Consider the following 1136-nt stretch of genomic DNA (forward strand, 5'->3'; position numbering starts at 1 on the left):
CCGACACCGTGCTGCGCCGGCACCGCGACCTCCTGCGCCGCCGACACGCCAAGGCTTCCCGCCCAAGCACCCGGGACGACCCCGCACCGTCCGCTCCCTCCGCGCCCTGGTACTACGACTCGTACAAGAGAATCCCGAGTGGGGCTACCGGCGCGTGCACGGCGAACTCGCCGCGCTCGGCATCAAAGTGGCCGCCTCCACCGTGTGGAGCATCCTCAAGGAACACGGCATCCCACCCGCCCCCGAACGCGGGCACACCACCTGGGCCGCCTTCCTCCGCTCCCAGGCCGAAACCATCCTGACCGCAGACTGCTTCGAGGCCAAGACCCTCACCGTGCTGGCGATGATCGAGCACGCCACCCGCCGCGTGAGGATCCTCGACGCCGCGGCACATCCGATTGCGGCATGGGTCACCCAGGTCGCAAGGAATCTTGCCATGGACGTCCAGGACAGCGGGGCGAAGATCAAGTACCTGATCCGGGACCGCAACGTCCGCTACCCAGCGCTGGCGGACGAAGGCATCGAGGTCGCGCGGCCCGGGGTGAGGATGCCCCGCATGAACGCGATCATGGAGCGCTGGATCCGCTCGTGCAGGACCGAACTCCTCGGCCGAACCTTGATCCGGAACCAGAGCCACCTCCTGCACGCGCTCCGTGAGTTCGAGACCTTCTACAACTGCCATCGGCCACACCGAGCCCTGGGCCAAGCCGCACCGCTCCGCCCACTCCCTGAACCGATCAGCGTGCCAGCACAGATCAGGCACCTGGAGGTCCGCCGACAAGACTGACTCGGCGGAACCCTTCACGAGTACCAACGTGCCGCTTGACCAGCCCGGATGATTAATCGGCACCCGCAGTGCCGTCCACCAGGACGAAGTCCGGATCGGTCTCGCGTAGGACTTTCAGCAGGCCCGCCGCACGCCCAGCGAGCAGGCCGATGACCGCGGTGGTGTAGGCGTGGAGCGGTGGCTCGCTGATGCCAAAGCCTGCAGCCGTCTTCGCCAGCGTGAGATGTTCGCGCAGGTAGACCAGGGCCACCATGGCGCGCTGCGCCGGGCGCAGCTTGCACCGCCGGTCACCCTCGCGGGTGACGATGAACCTGGTCGAGTGGGTCACCAGGTTCATCGTCACCCGCGA

General features: G+C 67.6%; 2 pseudogenes. One reads left to right on the forward strand and one right to left on the reverse strand.

The annotated features are described in order from the left end of the window. Nucleotides 1-787 (forward strand): annotated as a pseudogene (locus AB0I77_RS53820) (integrase core domain-containing protein); the annotation flags it as partial. A gap of 67 nt (nucleotides 788-854) precedes the next feature. On the opposite strand, the pseudogene AB0I77_RS53825 reads toward AB0I77_RS53820, so the two are convergent. Further along, nucleotides 855-1124: pseudogene (locus AB0I77_RS53825) on the reverse strand (transposase family protein); the annotation flags it as partial. Nucleotides 1125-1136 lie beyond the last annotated feature (12 nt).

Source organism: Streptomyces sp. NPDC050619 (assembly GCF_040654815.1).
Classification (GTDB): Bacteria; Actinomycetota; Actinomycetes; order Streptomycetales; family Streptomycetaceae; genus Streptomyces.